At 70.2% G+C, this 14,025-nt stretch carries 13 protein-coding genes; 6 read left to right on the forward strand and 7 right to left on the reverse strand.

The annotated features are described in order from the left end of the window. Positions 1 to 12 precede the first annotated feature (12 nt). Entirely contained in the window at positions 13 to 330 is a 318-nt protein-coding gene (gene clpS, locus ACFQ6S_RS38715; protein WP_383420081.1) for an ATP-dependent Clp protease adapter ClpS, read from the reverse strand. A 92-nt stretch (positions 331 to 422) separates the two neighbouring features. Between clpS and ACFQ6S_RS38720 the strand changes: the two genes are divergently transcribed. Both ACFQ6S_RS38720 and ACFQ6S_RS38725 read left to right on the forward strand, forming a co-directional pair. Beyond that, a complete protein-coding gene (locus tag ACFQ6S_RS38720) occupies positions 423 to 1,832 on the forward strand; it encodes a nicotinate phosphoribosyltransferase (protein ID WP_383420083.1) in 1,410 nt (469 codons plus the stop codon). A 134-nt stretch (positions 1,833 to 1,966) separates the two neighbouring features. After that, positions 1,967 to 2,557 carry a nicotinamidase gene (locus ACFQ6S_RS38725; RefSeq protein WP_383420085.1) on the forward strand — a complete coding sequence of 197 codons (591 nt, stop codon included), beginning with the start codon at positions 1,967 to 1,969 and terminating at the stop codon, positions 2,555 to 2,557. A gap of 15 nt (positions 2,558 to 2,572) precedes the next feature. On the opposite strand, the gene ACFQ6S_RS38730 is transcribed toward ACFQ6S_RS38725, so the two are convergent. Both ACFQ6S_RS38730 and ACFQ6S_RS38735 read right to left on the reverse strand, forming a co-directional pair. After that, complete coding sequence (locus ACFQ6S_RS38730; RefSeq protein ID WP_383420086.1) at positions 2,573 to 2,917, reverse strand: hypothetical protein; 345 nt, start codon at positions 2,915 to 2,917, stop codon at positions 2,573 to 2,575. Positions 2,918 to 3,042: 125 nt separating this feature from the next. After that, entirely contained in the window at positions 3,043 to 5,391 is a 2,349-nt protein-coding gene (locus ACFQ6S_RS38735) for an immune inhibitor A domain-containing protein (RefSeq protein WP_383420088.1), read from the reverse strand. Positions 5,392 to 5,781: 390 nt separating this feature from the next. On the opposite strand from ACFQ6S_RS38735, the gene ACFQ6S_RS38740 reads away from it, so the two are divergent. Beyond that, positions 5,782 to 6,039, forward strand: coding sequence for a hypothetical protein (locus ACFQ6S_RS38740; RefSeq protein ID WP_383420090.1), 258 nt, complete (start codon positions 5,782 to 5,784; stop codon positions 6,037 to 6,039). Positions 6,040 to 6,045: 6 nt separating this feature from the next. Here ACFQ6S_RS38740 and ACFQ6S_RS38745 read toward each other — a convergent pair whose 3' ends face one another. Both ACFQ6S_RS38745 and ACFQ6S_RS38750 read right to left on the reverse strand, forming a co-directional pair. Further along, a complete protein-coding gene (locus ACFQ6S_RS38745; protein ID WP_383420092.1) occupies positions 6,046 to 6,705 on the reverse strand; it encodes an RDD family protein in 660 nt (219 codons plus the stop codon). A gap of 91 nt (positions 6,706 to 6,796) precedes the next feature. Beyond that, entirely contained in the window at positions 6,797 to 8,341 is a 1,545-nt protein-coding gene (locus ACFQ6S_RS38750; RefSeq protein ID WP_383420094.1) for an RDD family protein, read from the reverse strand. Between the two features lie 465 nt (positions 8,342 to 8,806). Between ACFQ6S_RS38750 and ACFQ6S_RS38755 the strand changes: the two genes are divergently transcribed. Next, positions 8,807 to 9,220 carry an SsgA family sporulation/cell division regulator gene (locus tag ACFQ6S_RS38755; RefSeq protein WP_383420096.1) on the forward strand — a complete coding sequence of 138 codons (414 nt, stop codon included), beginning with the start codon at positions 8,807 to 8,809 and terminating at the stop codon, positions 9,218 to 9,220. An 11-nt stretch (positions 9,221 to 9,231) separates the two neighbouring features. Here ACFQ6S_RS38755 and ACFQ6S_RS38760 read toward each other — a convergent pair whose 3' ends face one another. Next, positions 9,232 to 10,638, reverse strand: coding sequence for an FAD-binding oxidoreductase (locus ACFQ6S_RS38760; protein WP_383420097.1), 1,407 nt, complete (start codon positions 10,636 to 10,638; stop codon positions 9,232 to 9,234). A gap of 103 nt (positions 10,639 to 10,741) precedes the next feature. Here ACFQ6S_RS38760 and ACFQ6S_RS38765 point away from each other — a divergent pair, with 103 nt between their 5' ends. Then, entirely contained in the window at positions 10,742 to 12,181 is a 1,440-nt protein-coding gene (locus ACFQ6S_RS38765; RefSeq protein WP_383420099.1) for a tetratricopeptide repeat protein, read from the forward strand. 79 nt (positions 12,182 to 12,260) lie between these two features. On the opposite strand, the gene hppD is transcribed toward ACFQ6S_RS38765, so the two are convergent. After that, positions 12,261 to 13,406, reverse strand: a complete 1,146-nt coding sequence (gene hppD / locus ACFQ6S_RS38770; RefSeq protein WP_383420101.1) for a 4-hydroxyphenylpyruvate dioxygenase — start codon at positions 13,404 to 13,406, stop codon at positions 12,261 to 12,263. Positions 13,407 to 13,534: 128 nt separating this feature from the next. Here hppD and ACFQ6S_RS38775 point away from each other — a divergent pair, with 128 nt between their 5' ends. Continuing rightward, positions 13,535 to 14,014: an Lrp/AsnC family transcriptional regulator gene (locus tag ACFQ6S_RS38775; RefSeq protein WP_383420103.1), complete on the forward strand. Its 480-nt coding sequence runs from the start codon at positions 13,535 to 13,537 to the stop codon at positions 14,012 to 14,014. Positions 14,015 to 14,025: the final 11 nt, after the last annotated feature.

Consider the following 14,025-nt stretch of genomic DNA (forward strand, 5'->3'; position numbering starts at 1 on the left):
GAAGACGATTCGCTACTTCCGGTCCTGCTGCAGGGTGGCCCACAGACCGTAGCCGTGCATCGCCTGCACATCGCGTTCCATCTCCTCGCGACTACCGCTGGAGACGACCGCCCGGCCTTTGTGGTGGACATCGAGCATGAGCTTGGTGGCCTTGTCCTTGGTGTACCCGAAGTACGCCTGGAAGACATACGTCACGTAGCTCATGAGGTTGACCGGGTCGTTGTGCACGATCGTGACCCAGGGGACGTCCGGCTCGGGGACGGCGAAGGTCTCTTCCGCCGTTTCGGTGCGTTCGATCTCTACGGGAGCGGGTGACGTCACAGTGCCCATGCTGCCACCGGAGGGGGGTGGTCGCACAAATCCTCGGCGAACCCACGGGACCAAATCGTCAGACTGACGAGATGGGGGTACGATCGGTTGCCATGAACACAGCGGACCTTGGGCTGCCAGAAGAAGAAGGGCGCGAAGCGCTTCCTCAGAAGGGCGGTGGCGGGCGACGGGTGGGCGTTCCCTCTACGGCGCTCTTCACGGACCAGTACGAGCTCACGATGCTGCAGGCCGCCCTGAAGGCGGGCACGGCCGAGCGGCGGAGCGTGTTCGAGGTCTTCACCCGGCGACTGCCGGAGGGGCGGCGCTACGGCGTCGTAGCGGGCACTGGCCGCGTGCTGGACGCCGTCGAGAACTTCCGCTTCGAGGCCGACGTCCTCGGCTTCCTGCGCGAGCGGAACATCGTCGACGAGCAGACCCTGAAGTGGCTCGCGGACTACCGCTTCTCGGGCGACATCTGGGGCTACCCCGAGGGCGAGGTCTACTTCCCGGGCTCGCCGATCATGCGGGTGGAGGGCACCTTCGCCGAGTGCGTGCTGCTGGAGACGGTGATCCTCTCCATCCTCAACCACGACTCCGCGATCGCCGCGGCCGCCTCCCGCATGTCGTCGGCCGCCGGTGACCGCCCGCTCATCGAGATGGGCGCCCGGCGCACCCACGAGCTGGCCGCGGTGGCCGCCTCCAGGGCCGCCTACCTCGGCGGCTTCGCCTCCACCTCCGACCTGGCCGCCGGCTTCCGCTACGGCATCCCCACGGTCGGCACCAGCGCCCACGCCTTCACCCTGCTGCACGACCGCGAGCGCGACGCGTTCCAGGCCCAGGTGGACTCCATGGGCCGCGGCACCACGCTGCTCGTGGACACCTACGACGTCGCCGAGGCGGTCCGGACGGCCGTGGAGGTCGCCGGGCCCGGCCTGGGCGCGGTCCGCATCGACTCGGGCGATCTGCTGCTGGTCGCGCACCGGGTCCGCCAGCAGCTGGACGAGCTGGGCGCGACGGGCACCCGGATCATCGTGACCTCGGACCTGGACGAGTACGCCATCGCCTCCCTGGCGGCGGCGCCGGTGGACGCGTACGGCGTCGGCACCCAGCTGGTGACCGGCTCGGGGCATCCGACCTGCTCGATGGTCTACAAGCTGGTCGCGCGCGCCGAGTCCACCGACCCCACGGCGCCGCTGGTGCCGGTGGCGAAGAAGTCGACCGGCGGCAAGACCTCCATCGGCGGGCGCAAGTGGGCGGCCCGCCGCCTCGACGAGTACGGCGTCGCGGAGGCGGAGGTCATCGGCACGGAGGCCGTTCTGGACGAGCTCGCCGACCGGCAGCTGCTGGTCGAGCTGGTCAAGGGCGGTGACGTGGTGGCGCGCGAGCCACTGGACGTCGTACGGGAGCGGCATACGGCCGCCCGCGCGAACCTGCCGTTGTCCGCGACGCAGCTCTCGCGCGGGGAACCAGTCATTCCGACGGAATATGTCAACGGGCGCTCGGAGAGCCGGACGGGGTCGTGAAGCCAGTGCGCCCGGCGCGCTCACCCCGTGCCCCCTCCCGCACCGCAACCGAAGTCTCTAGGCTCGGAAGTTCACGGCCGGGCCCGCACGCTTCACCGTCCCGACCTCAGCGTCCATAACCGAAGGACACGACCATGCGCCGCGCCTTGATCGTCGTAGACGTGCAGAACGACTTCTGCGAGGGAGGCAGCCTCGCCGTGTCCGGCGGAGCCGATGTGGCCGCCGCCGTCACCGAGCTGATCGGGCAGGCGGCCGGGTCCGGTTACCAGCACGTCGTGGCCACCCGCGACCACCACATCGCACCCGGCGGCCACTTCTCCGCCCACCCCGACTTCGTCCGCTCCTGGCCGGCGCACTGTGTCGCGGGCACCGAGGGCGTCGGCTTCCACCCGAACTTCGCCCCCGCGGTCGCCTCCGGCGCGATCGACGCGGTGTTCGACAAGGGGGCGTACGCGGCGGCATACAGCGGGTTCGAGGGGGCCGACGAGAACGGCGTGAAGCTGGCCGACTGGCTGCGGGCCAGGGATGTCTCGGAGGTGGACGTGGTGGGCATCGCCACGGATCACTGTGTGCGCGCCACCGCGCTGGACGGCGCACGGGAGGGGTTCCGTACCCAGGTGCTGCTGGACCTGACCGCGGGGGTGGCCACGGAGACCACCGAGCGGGCGCTTGAGGAGATGCGGGAAGCGGGCGTGGAGCTCACCGGGAAGCCGGTCGTCGCGTAGCGCTCCCCGCGCCCCTCAGCTCGTTGCCGCCGGGCGTCTGAGCAGCGCCCTGATCGGGTGCCACAGCTCCTGCATCAGGTCCGGGCACATGGCGACACCGTTGTCAGGGGCCGTTCGCCATATCAGGCCGTCGGGGTGGTGCAGGACGGCCGTGATCTCGTCGGGAGTCGGTGGGGCGGCGTTGCCGCGCAGGTAGACGGCGCGCATGCCCAGGTTGCGGAGCCTGGTCAGGGCTCGGGCGCGGTTCTGGGCGTGGACGAGGACACGGACGCAGCCCGTGCCGTCGGCGGTGGGTCTGGGCAGGTTCAGAGCCACCACCACGCTGCCGGTCGGCAGCTTGCAGAAACCTCCTGCGGCCATGCCCTACTCCCCGTTTCTAGGTCCTGGTGTCAATAACGGAAGCACAGGGTGCACCTAAACACGACCGGCGGCAACCCCGCCAGGGGGGTCACCGCCGATCATGCTCTGACCTGCTAAAACGCGATTTACTTCACCGCGGGACCAACTTCGAGCTCGATCGTGGAGCCGTTCTTGGCCTCCTTGACGATCTTGATCTTGGTGTTGGTGTCAGTGATCTTGACGCCCGCGGTCGGGGTCAGCGCGTCGTAGTACGTGTGGGTGCGGTCGTTGAAGACCGACACCCCCGCACTCGACGGGATCTTGGTCAGGACGTCGGCGTTGTGCAGGTTGATGCCGTCCGTCCGGAACTTGCTGAAGGGCGAGTCGAAGGACTGGATGCGGTTGCGCATCACCGTGCCGTCGGCCCACTTCAGCGCCGCCGGGTGGGAGTCGATCGGCAGGACCAGGCCGACACCGGGGTGCACGCTGGTGTTGTTGTCCGCCTGGGAGGTGTCCCACTTCCAGATCAACAGGCCGTTCTGGTACGCGTAGTGCTCCACCCAGTCCGGACGGACCCCGGCGAAGCCGAAGTTGTACGGGCCGGTCTTGAGGACCTTGTCGTACGACACGTACTGACGGTTCTCGGCGATGTAGTACTGCGCGTAGTCGTCCGTGATGGACGCGCCGATGCGCGAGAAGCCCTTGGTCTTCCAAGCGGCGTCCGCGCTCTCCGCGTTGTCGGAGAACAGGGCCGTGCCGTCGGCGGTCACGGTGATCTGGTCGGCCGCGAAGCCCTTCTGGGCCACGCCGCCGTCCGTCTGGTAGCGGAAGCGCAGGTCGATCTTCTTGCCCGCGTAGGCGTTCAGCGGGAAGACCAGCTTCTTGTACGCGTCCACCGAGCCGGTCAGCGCGGGCTTGCCGCTGGCGTCCTTCGGGAGGGCCGCACCGTCGACGGTGCCGTCGACCGCGGTCCAGTTGGCGCCGCCGTCGGTCGAGACCTCGGTGTAGAGGTAGTCGAACTCGGCCTCGATGTCGTACCAGCCGTCCAGCGTCAGCGAGGCGGCGGACTTGCCCGTGAGGTCCACGGAACGGGTCAGCGTGTTGGCGAGGTTGTCACCGCTGCCGCTCCACCACTGGTTCGCGCCCTGCGCCGGCTGCACGATCGGAGTGGTGACCCGCTTCTTGGGCAGCTCGACCACGAGAGCCTGCTTGTGCTTGGTGTTGTACTCGGCGACACCCAGCTTGTGCCACGAGCTCGTGGCGGCCTTGGCCGTGTCGTACTTCAGCCAGCCCAGCTGCAGCTTGTCCCAGGCGGTCATGTCGCCGGGCAGGTCACCGATCTCCTTCTTGCCGGTCCCGAGCCAGGAACCGGAGGACATCAGGGTCCAGAAGCCGGTGGAGTTGTCGCCGTTGCCGGTGGTGTCGTAGTGGTCCGGCAGACCGAGGTCGTGGCCGTACTCGTGGGCGTAGACACCCAGGCCACCGTTCTCGGGCTGGACGGTGTAGTCGCCGACCCAGATGCCGGTGTCGCCGATCTTCGCGCCGCCGAGCTTGTTGCCGTCGGGGCCGGTGGCACCCGCGTCGGTGCCGAACGCGTACCAGCGGTGGGCCCAGATGGCGTCGGTGCCCTGCGCGCCGCCGCCCGCGGACTCGTCCTCACCGGCGTGCACGACCTGGAAGTGGTCGATGTAGCCGTCGGACTCGTTGAAGTCGCCGTCGCCGTCGAAGTCGTAGCGGTCCCACTGGTCGAACTGCTTGACGTCGGCCTTGATCTCGGCGTCGGTCTTCCCAGCCGCCTTCTGCTGGGCGACCCACGCGTTCAGACCGTCGCTGACGACGTTCCAGACGCTGGAGCAGTTGGTCTGGCCGCAGGCGTTGTTGCCGTAACGGGCCTCGTTGTAGGGGACCTTGACCCAGTCGGCGACCTCACCCTCGACCGAGTAGCGGCCCGAGGACTGCTTCTCGTAGTACTTCTTCACCGACTCGGTCTTCTTGCCGGTGCCGAAGTAGAGGTCCTGGTAGTGCTTCTGGTTGTAGTCGGCCTGCCACGCGGTCGAGTTGTCCTTGGCGCGGTCGGGCTCGGCTATCTGGTTGTGGGCCGGGCCGGCCGTGCCGCCGAACTCGCTGAGCTTGTCGCCGAACTCGACCAGGATCGTGAAGATCTTGTCGGTCTTCTCGCGCCCGAGCTCGACGTACTTGCTGTCGCCCTTCTTGCTCTTGAGCTGGACGACCTGCGAGCCCTCGCGCTTGGTCACCTTGGCGTCGCCGGATATGACCTGCTGCAGGGCTTCCTCGCGCTGGGCCTCCTGAGTCTTGCTCATCGGGCCTTCGAGGTTGTGCTCGGCGTGGGTGTTGTCCGCCGGGTCGTGCCGCTCCACCGAGGCCGGTGCGCCTTCGCCGGCCTGGGCCACCGCGTAGGTCGAGAAAGTCGCCGCCGCCGTGGCGAGCGCGACGGCGGTTGCCGCCGTTCTGAACGTCCAGGGTCTACTGGTCACTTGAGATCCTCCCCCGCGCTGGGCGCGCGGAAGGAGGGTCCTGGTCATGGAGGATCCGCGCACGTCGATCAACGCGTGTAGTCAAGTGACGACATTTGACTAGAGGTTAAGCAGAAAATACAGACCTTGACTTGGACAGGTCAATTGCACTATGCGAAGTCGATGTTCGTTTAGCGAACAACGACCTTTACCCGAACAGGCGCGCGACCCTGTCCACTTGCTGGACGCCATGACTCCGTGCGCCCCCTGTGCACCGGCACTGTTGGTCAGGTCACGCTTACTGTTTGTTCCCCTCGGGCATGCACGCGGTTAGAGTCGGATGGCGGAACGCCCGGACGTCGGCGGAAAGCCAGGCCGAGACCCCCGTGCACCCCTGATTCCGAGGACACGATGATCATGCCTCGTCCGACCGCCGCACAGCTCGCCTACGGCTCGTGCACCGTGATCTTCTCGACGCTCGCCATGCTGCTGCTGTCACAGACCAGTTCGGGCGTGGGTATCGCGGTCATCGCCGTCTCGGCGCTCCTGCTCGGACTCCTGGTCGCCATGACGGTACCCATGCCGAAGAAGCCACGCGTGGTGGCGGTGCGCAAGCCCGCCGGCGTGGAGCGGCAGAAGACCGAGGAGCCCGCACTCACCCAGTCCTGACGCGCCTCAGTTGCCGGTGCTGACCACGACCGTCTTCGCCGCCTTGTCGTGCAGACCCTGCTTGTAGGGCCGGTCGAAGTAGCTCCAGCCGCCACAGATCGCGGTCCAGATGCAGGCGCAGCAGAACGCGAACGGGATCCACAGCACCGCCGCGCGGATCAGTGAGGTCTGCACGGACGGTGTGGCGCCGTTGTCGAGGTCGGCCACCCGCAGGTTGAGCAGCTTCTTGCCGAGGGTCTGCCCCATCCTGACGGTCATGACGGTGTCGTACGCGATGTACAGCACGGCGGCGATCGCGGACTGCCCGAGGGACTTGCCGTACTCCACCTTGTCGGTGTCCACGTCGAGTTCGGTGACACCGAAACCCCAGGTGAGCAGCCAGACGACGACACCCACCAGGATCATGTCGATGATGCGCGCCAGTGTGCGCTTGCCGCTGTCGGCGAGCGGCGGCATCCCGGCGAGCGGGTCGGCGGGCCGACCGCCGCCGCCGTACGGGTCACCGCCGTAGGGACCACCGCCGCCGGGAGGGGGCGGGGGCTGGCTGCCGTACGGCGGCTGGTCACCGTACGGCGAACCCGAGCCGCCGGACGGCGGGGGCTGCTTCCTGAACGGGTCGTCTTCCGGGGGCTGCTGACCGGAGCCGGGAGGCGGTTCACTGCTCATGGCCCCGAGTCGACCGCGAACCCGGCGGTTTCGCATCCGGCGAGGGGCCGTCCGGAGTACGTAAATCCCCTGCGCCGCTTCCCGTACGCGGTCAGCCCGCGACGAACGTACCCGCGGCCTTGTCGTGCCAGCACTGGCGCCATGGCCGGTCGAACACGCACCACAGCACGCCGACGACACCGACGACGAGCAGGCCGGGGACGCTGTACACGAGCCAGCGGCGCAGGGCGGCGCCGAACTCCGGTGGCTCGTGGGCCTCGATGTCCCGCACCTCCAGGCCGAACAGCTTCTTGCCCAGCGTGCGGCCCCACTTGGCGGTGGGCAGGGCTTCGTAGACCAGGCCGACCAGGAGCAGCACGGCCAGGATGATGCCCAGGTACACCGCCGTGGTGCCGTCCAGCAGCCAGACGGTGACCGTCTCACCGGAGAGCTTGGCGGCGTCGATCTTCTCGTTGACGTGGTCGATCGCCTTGGTGCCGAGCGGCACGGCGGCGACCGCGGTGAAGGCGGCGAGCACGACGGTGTCCAGCAGCCGCGCGGCCAGCCGCTTGCCGAGGCCCGCGGGGCGGGCGGCGGACTGACGCAGGGCGGCCGCCTGGAAGGGGTCCAGGACCGGGGGCTTCCACGGGGCGACCGGCTGGTCCTCGTCGGAGGGGCCCGCGAGCCGGTGGACCTGCTGCGCCCAGGAGGACTGCCCGCCGCCGGCGCCGGACGCCATGGGGGCGGCTGAGGCGGCTGCCGCGGACTGCGGGCCGCCGGATTGGTGGGGGACGCTCGGAGCGGCCTGCTGCGGGCCGGAGAGGCCCGTGGGGGCCTGCGCGGCGGGTCCGGCGCCCGCCTGCGGCTGGGTCGCCCCGGCGCGCTCCGCGGCGGCCTTCCCGGCGCCGAAGCCGGGGCCCTGCGGGGCGCCGGGCGCGGAGGGGCGCTCTGCGTCCGGACGTGCGGCGCCCGGGACGGCGGACGCGCCCGTGCCTCCGGTCTGCGCCCCGGCCGCCCCGCCCTGCTGCGCCGTGCGCGGGGACACCGCGCGGATCGCCATGGTGCCGTCGACGGGGGCGGGGCCACCGGGGTTCGGGATGCCGGGAGTTGCCTGCCCCGAGGGCCCGGAGGACTGCGCTCCACCGCTCCCGGGTACCGGCCTGCGGATCATGAACGTGTCACCGGAGGCGACGCCTCCGGCTTCCTGGTCCGGCTCGGCGGGCGGGATCGTGGCCGTGCCGTCGGTGCGGGCGGCGTGGCCGTCCGGCTGTCCGACCGCAGCTCGCGGGTCCCTCGGATCGGACTCCGGCTGCCCCCACGAGACACGGCGGTCCTGGTCGCCGCCGAAGCCGGACTGGTGGGCGGAGTCGGCACCCCAGGCGGACGCCGGCTCGGGCCGGCTGCCATGCTGGGCACCGCCCGACGCGGCCGGCTCCTCGTCGAAGAAGTGCGGGCCGGTCTCCTCCACCGAGGGGGCCTGCGCGGGCTGGGCGCCCGGGGGCGGGGCGAGCGTTTCGCCGTCCGTCGGCGCCGGACGGCTGGTGCCCGGCACCCAGGAGGCACCGTTCCAGTACCGGACATATCCAGGAATGGACGGGTCCGGGTAATACCCGTCGCGGGGCCGGTCGTCACCGGGGGCCGGGGTTGGGGCGCTCATGTCCGTCGTCCGGTATCTGCTCGTGGGTCAAATAGAGGCCTCCACATCTATCAGACGGGCGCAACAAGCACCGCCCGTCCCGCCGGACCCACCCCTTTCCGGGCAACCTCGTACACGTACTTCACACGAGCGGAACCGGCCCGGAGAACATCGGCGACACGCGCTCAGGGGCGTGCACCACGCGTCCGCCCTTCGGGCACGGCCGCCCGTCCCGCGGCTGGGGGTCCGGGGGTCGTCCCCCGGGAAAGCACGGCCAGACGGGCGCAACAAGCACCGCCCGTCCCGCCGGACCCACCCCTTTCCGGGCAACCTCGTACACGTACTTCACACGAGCGGAACCGGTGTGGGAACAGGTCGGGAAAAAAGTTCCGGGAACCCGCGTAATGATCCGCGCCCCTGCTCCCTCTCCACTCGTACGGGCCCGCCCACGCGGGCCGCACGTGTCAGAGAGAGGGCATCCACGCCATGCATCACACCGTCGTAGAGCGCGAACTGGAGCTCAGGCTGATCCTTTCGCCGGAGCGCAGCGTCGCCGTGCCGGCGCGGCTGAGCTATCACAGCGAAGACCCGTACGCCGTCCACATCACCTTCCACATCAACTCCGAGCACCCCGTGTACTGGACCTTCTCCCGCGACCTCCTCGTCGAGGGGGTGTTCCGGCCGTGCGGGCACGGGGATGTGCGGGTGTGGCCGACGAAGGTCGACGGCCGCAGCGTCGTGCTGATGGCGCTGAGCTCGCCCGACGATGACGCCCTGCTGGAGGCGCCGGCGGCGCCGGTGTCGGCCTGGCTGGAGCGGACGTTGCGGGTGGTGCCCCCGGGGAGTGAGGGCGAGCAGCTGGGGATCGACGACGCGCTCGACCAGCTGCTCGCCCAGTGAGGCACCGGACGTCAGAAGAGCTTGCCCGGGTTCAGGATGCCCAGCGGGTCGAAGACCTGCTTGATCCCGCGCTGCATCTCGATCCCCACCGGGCCGATCTCGCGCGCCAGCCACTCCTTCTTCAGTACGCCCACCCCGTGCTCGCCCGTGATGGTGCCGCCGAGTTCCAGGCCGAGGGCCATGATCTCGTCGAAGGACTCACGGGCCCGCCGGGACTCGTCGGGGTCGCCCGCGTCGAAGCACACCGTCGGGTGGGTGTTGCCGTCGCCCGCGTGCGCGACGACGCCGATGGTGAGCTGGTGCTTCTCGGCGATCCGCTCGACGCCCTCGATGAGGTCGCCGAGCCGCGAGCGGGGCACGCACACGTCGTCGATCATCGTCACGCCCCGCACCGCCTCCAGCGCGGTGAGGGACAACCGCCGCGCCTGGAGCAGCAGTTCGGACTCGACCGCATCGTCCGCCGGGACCACCTGGGTGGCGCCCGCCGCCTCGCACAGCGCGCCGACGGCGGCCAGGTCGGGCCCGGGGTCCGGGGTGTCGAAGGCGGCCAGCAGCAGGGCCTCGGTCGTGTCCGGCAGCCCCATGTGCGCCAGGTCGTTGACCGCCTTGACCGTCGTACGGTCCATGATCTCCAGCAGTGACGGCACATGCCCGCCGGCCATGATCCGGCACACCGCGTCGCAGGCGGCCGACGCGGAGGCGAACTCGGCGGCGAGCACCAACTGCTGCGGCGGCTGCGGCCGCAGCGCCAGGACGGCCCGTACGACGATGCCGAGCGAGCCCTCGGAGCCCACGAACAGACGGGTCATGTCGTAACCCGCCACGCCCTTGGCCGTACGGCGGCCCGTGGACATCAGGCGTCCGTCCGCGAGGACGACGTCCAGGCCGAGGACGTACTCGGCGGTCACCCCGTACTTCACACAGCACAGGCCCCCGGAGGCGGTGCCGATGTTGCCGCCGATCGTGCACATCTCCCAGCTGGAGGGGTCCGGCGGGTAGTACAGCCCGTGTTCGCCCACCGCGCGGGAGAGGGCCGCGTTGATGACGCCGGGCTCGACGACGGCGATCCGGTCGACGGGGTTGATCTCCAGGATGCGGTCCATCTTGGTCAGGGACAGCACCACGCAGCCGTCGGAGGCGTTGGCCCCGCCCGACAGGCCCGTGCGGGCGCCCTGAGGGACGACGGGGACGCGCAGCTCGGAGGCGGTGCGCATGACGTGCTGGACCTCTTCGACGGTGCGCGGCAGCACCACCACGGCGGGACTGCCGGCCGGGCAGAAGCTGGCCATGTCGTTGGCGTAGGAGGCCGTGATGTCGGGGTCGGTCAGGACGGCCTCGGCGGGCAGACCCGCGAGCAGCCGCTCGGTGAGATCACCCCGGGCCTGGTCGGGTGCGGCTTCGGTACGGCTCATGATCACAGCGTGACACCCGGGGCCATCGGTGTGAACCCCGCGTACGGCGGCCGAGGTAAGGCGGGTGTGGTCGTCGTATCGGCGCACCGTTTCACGCACAGTGAGCGCCATGGAGAACGACGCCGTGGAGAACGAACCGGGCACGCCGCAGCGCCGCCCGCCCATCCGGCGGCGGGTGCTGCTCGCCTCGGTGGCGGGGTGTGCCGTGCTCGGCGGGGTGCTGGCGCTGCTGCCGTGGGGGACGGGCGGGACGGGGACGCCCGCACCGGCACCGGGGGCGCAGGCGCTGACCGCGGTCACCACGGGGGTGCCGGCGGCGCTGCCCGATCTGGCGGTGCTGATCGACGAACGCGAGAAGCGGCTGCGGACACATCCAAGGGACGCCGCATCGTGGGCGGTGCTGGGGACGGCGTATGTGGAGCAGGGGCGGCGGACCGCTGAGGCGGAGTACTACCCGAAGGCGGAGAAGGCGCTGCGTACGTCGCTGCAGGTGCGGGAGAAGAACGCCGAGGCGATGGACGGAATGGCGGCGCTGGCGAACGCGCGGCGGGACTACCGGGCGGCGCGGACGTGGAGCGAGGCGGCGCTGAAGGCGGACCCCAAGCGGTGGACGGTGTATCCGCAGCTGATCGACGCCCAAACGGGGCTGGGTGACTACAAGGCGGCCAAGCGGGCGGCGGACCGGATGCTGAAGCTGCGCTCGGGTCCCGCGGTGCTGGCGCGGGCCGCGGGCGTGTACCGGGACGGAGGGCGGCGGGAGGACGCGGCGGCGGCGCTGTCGGACGCGGCGGCGGGCGCCGAGGCCCCGGCCGAGCGGGCGGCGTATCTGGAGCGGGGCGGGCAGCTCGCCTGGGAGCGCGGCGATCTGGACGTGGCCCTGCGGCACTTCCGGGAGGCGGTACGGCTCGACCCCGACCAGCGGGCCGCGCTCGCCGGGCAGGGGCGGACGCTGACGGCGCTGGGCCGGACGACGGAGGCGCTGAACGCCTACCGGGCGGCCTTCGCCAAGCAGCCGAACCCCGAGTACGCGCTGGAGCTGGGCGAGTTGTACGAGTCGCTGGGGCTGGGGCAGGCGGCGCGGGTGCAGTACGACCTGCTGCGGGAGCGGGCGGCGCGGGCCGCGGCCGGCGGGGTGGACGAGGAACTGGTGCTCGGCCGCTTCGAGGCGGACCACGGCGACACGGACTCCGCCGTACGGCGGCTGCGGGCCGAGTGGCGCAACCAGCCGGGGATCGCGGTGGCCGACGCGTTGGGCTGGGCTCTGCACCGGTCCGGTAAGGACACGGAGGCGCTGAAGTTCGCGCGGGTGGCGACCGACCGGGAGCACGGGGGGACGGTGCGCAGCGCGCTGTACGTGTACCACCTGGGGATGATCGAGCGGGAGCTCAAGAGGCCGGGCGCCGCGCGGCGGCATCTGCAGGAGGCGCTGCGGATCAATCCCCGCTTCTCGCCGACTCGGGTGCCGTTGGCCGAGGAGGCGTTGAAGGAGTTGGGGGAGCCGTCGCTGGAGGACGTACCGGACATGGACGCCAAGCCCCGGCGGAAGTGAGCGGGGGCACCGGCGGTCTCACCCGGTCGTGCGGACGCCCCCCGTGGCACCCGCACGACCGGAGTGGCTCAGCCGGCCGTCACAGATTGCCGCGCTTGGCCTGCTCGCGCTCGATCGCCTCGAACAGGGCCTTGAAGTTGCCCTTGCCGAAGCCCATCGAGCCGTGGCGCTCGATGATCTCGAAGAAGACCGTCGGACGGTCCTGGACCGGCTTGGTGAAGATCTGCAGCAGATAGCCGTCCTCGTCGCGGTCCGCGAGGATCTTCAGCTCACGCAGGGTCTCGACGGGGACGCGGGTGTCGCCGACCCACTCGCCGAGGGTGTCGTAGTACGAGTCCGGGGTGTCGAGGAACTGGACGCCGGCCGCGCGCATCGTGCGTACCGTCGCCACGATGTCGTTGGTGTTGAGCGCGATGTGCTGGACGCCCGCGCCGCCGTAGAACTCCAGGTACTCGTCGATCTGGGACTTCTTCTTGGCGATGGCGGGCTCGTTGATCGGGAACTTGACCTTGAGCGTGCCGTCGGCCACGACCTTCGACATCAGCGCGCTGTACTCGGTCGCGATGTCGTCGCCCACGAACTCCTTCATGTTCGTGAAGCCCATGACCTTGTTGTAGAAGCCGACCCAGTCGTTCATCCGGCCGAGCTCGACGTTGCCCACGCAGTGGTCGATGGCCTGGAAGGTGCGCTGGGCGGGCGGCTCGACCATCGGGTTCACGGCGACGTAGCCGGGCAGATAGGGGCCGTCGTAGCCGGTGCGCTCGACGAGGGTGTGGCGGGTCTCGCCGTAGGTCGCGATGGCGGCCAGCACGACCGTGCCGTGCTCGTCCTTCAGCTCGTACGGCTCGGTGACGGACGTGGCGCCGTGCTCGATGGCGTACTCGTACGCCCGTCGCGCGTCCGGCACCTCGATGGCGAGGTCGACGACGCCGTCGCCGTGCTCGGCCACGTGCTGGGCGAGGAAGTGGCCCCAGGTGGTGGCGGGCTTGATGACGGAGGTGAGGACGAAACGGGCGGACCCGTTCTCCAGCACATAGCTCGCGGTCTCGCGGCTGCCGTTCTCCGGTCCGGAGTAGGCCACGAGGCGCATACCGAAGGCGGTCGAGTAGTAGTGCGCCGCCTGCTTGGCATTGCCCACGGCGAAGACGACCGCGTCCATTCCCTTGACCGGGAAGGGGTCGGCCTGCCGTGCGGTGTCGGGAGTGTCATGTGTGGTCTGCGTCATAGGCGCAGCCTCACTCCGAGGCGGCAAGGTGCGCAATAGTTCGCGTATCCACTGGGCAATATGACCAGTGCAGTGCTCGTTTCCTCGGGCTCTCTGTACAGGATGACCACCTCGCTCGGGAGGCTGCTGTGGCGATCGATCATCTGGACGGGCGGATCATCGTGCTGCTCGCCCGCGAGCCCCGGATCGGGGTGCTGGAGATGTCCCGGCGGCTGGGGGTGGCCCGCGGGACCGTACAGGCACGGCTTGACCGGCTTCAGTCGAACGGAGTCATCCGGGGATTCGGTCCCCAGGTGGACCCGGCCGCGCTCGGCTACCCGGTCACGGCCTTCGCCACGCTCCAGATCCGGCAGGGGCAAGGGCCGGACGTCCGGGCCCACTTGGCGACCGTGCCTGAGGTGCTGGAGCTGCACACCACCACCGGGACCGGGGACATGATGTGCCGGCTCGTGGCACGTTCCAACGCCGATCTTCAGCGGGTGATCGACCGCGTCGTCGGTTTCGATGGGATCGTCCGGGCCTCCACCGCGATCGTCATGGAGAACCCCGTGCCACTGCGGATCATCCCGCTCGTGGAGCAGGCGGCGGAGGACAGGGACGACAACTAGCCCGCGACCCG

The organism is Streptomyces sp. NPDC056479 (genome assembly GCF_042795335.1).
Taxonomy (GTDB): Bacteria; Actinomycetota; Actinomycetes; order Streptomycetales; family Streptomycetaceae; genus Streptomyces.